Here is a 1,453-nt window from a genome sequence, read left to right on the forward strand (position 1 = left end):
TTCTCTTTCTTCATCTGAGAAGGATTCAAATACATCAATTTCACTTCTGTAAGCTCTTCCTTTTTCAAGGTAATCTGCTGCATCCTCCTGTTTTTTTGAAAGTTCAGCGAGCAAGTCATCCTCTGTCTTGCAATTAGTTACTGCATATTCTATTCCATCGAGCATTGCCATGTAAAGTGCTCCTACAGCAACATATGTGTTTGTTCCAGGATTTGGAGCTCTGAGCTCGAATCTAGTTGCAAGAGGGCTTTGAAGTTCTCTTATTACTCCGAGAAGTACTGATCTGTTTCTAGATGGTATTTCTACGGAACGTCCAATTGATGTTACTATACATATAGGTGCTTCAAATCCAGGTTTTAATCTCCTTAAGGCATCTGTTGTACATGAAACGAAAGGATTTAAAACTTCATAGTTTTTAAGTATGCCCATTATAGATGCATATCCAAATATACTTAAGAAATGGTGCTTGGTTGTTGAGAATAAGTTTAGTCTCTTTCCATTTTTAAGTTTTAGAGCAATTCCCATATGAGTGTGTTCGCCGCTTCCGGCTACGCCCTCTATAGGCTTTGCACGGAAAGTTACATTGAGTCCGTTCTTTCTGAAAGTTTCTTCAACTAGGTTCTTTACAAAAGTTTCATTGTCAACTGCCTGTACTGCGGTTGAATATTTCCAGTCTATTTCGAGCTGTTCCATTATATTTGAGAAGTTTCCATCTCCGGATACTTTGGCCTGTATTCCACCAACTTCCTTGTGTCCCATTTCAGGTTCAATACCATATAAGTCCATGGCAGCAAGTGTCTGTTCAAGTGCTGTTTTAACTGCACCCTTAGTTCTTGTCCAGTATTGCTCCTTTAAGACCTGGGAAGTGGAAAGTGCCTCGACTTCGGCCTTGTTGTCAGGTGTGTTTACCCAGAATTCAAGTTCTGTTGCACAGGTTGCAACTAAATCGTCTATATCGTCTATTTTTATACCGAAAGGAGATAGAACTGCAGGGTATTTTTTAAATAATTCTAAAAGGGTTGATTTAAAGTAGTCAATGGAGTGCTTTAATACATACCTTGAATCCACTGCTGTATTGTCGTGGTATAAAAAGCAAGGTATCCTGAGGGTTGCGACAGGTTTTCCCGTTTCTTCATCTATATTGTCATCGTTGTATTCAACATACCAGTTTACATCGGCGTCCGGGAGCATATCTACCTTTGCATCGTCAAGTGTTGCGATTCCAGGTAAAACTACGGAAGAACCATCTGTCTGGACAGAACCGTTTAAAAATCCATTTATATCGTCCAGGAATATTTTGATAGGAATTTTTTCATCGGTGCTATTTCCTGATAAGTCTACACCTACGGCGGATACAAACTTTATTTCAGGATGGGCGGTTAAAAGTTCCCTTAAATCTTTTTCTGAATGTTTTTCTTTTGGTATTGAGTAAATCAAATCTTTTGACATAAAA

1 protein-coding gene is annotated in these 1,453 nt (G+C 38.7%); it reads right to left on the minus strand.

Annotation, left to right across the window (positions count from 1 at the left end):
- On the minus strand, window positions 1–1,449 hold a 1,449-nt coding region (locus tag J2Z42_RS14315; RefSeq protein WP_209703441.1), incomplete at its 3' end, for a type I glutamate--ammonia ligase.
- Window positions 1,450–1,453: the final 4 nt, after the last annotated feature.

Origin of the sequence: Clostridium algifaecis (assembly GCF_017874415.1) — a bacterium.
In the GTDB taxonomy this organism is placed as follows: domain Bacteria; phylum Bacillota; class Clostridia; order Clostridiales; family Clostridiaceae; genus Clostridium_B; species Clostridium_B algifaecis.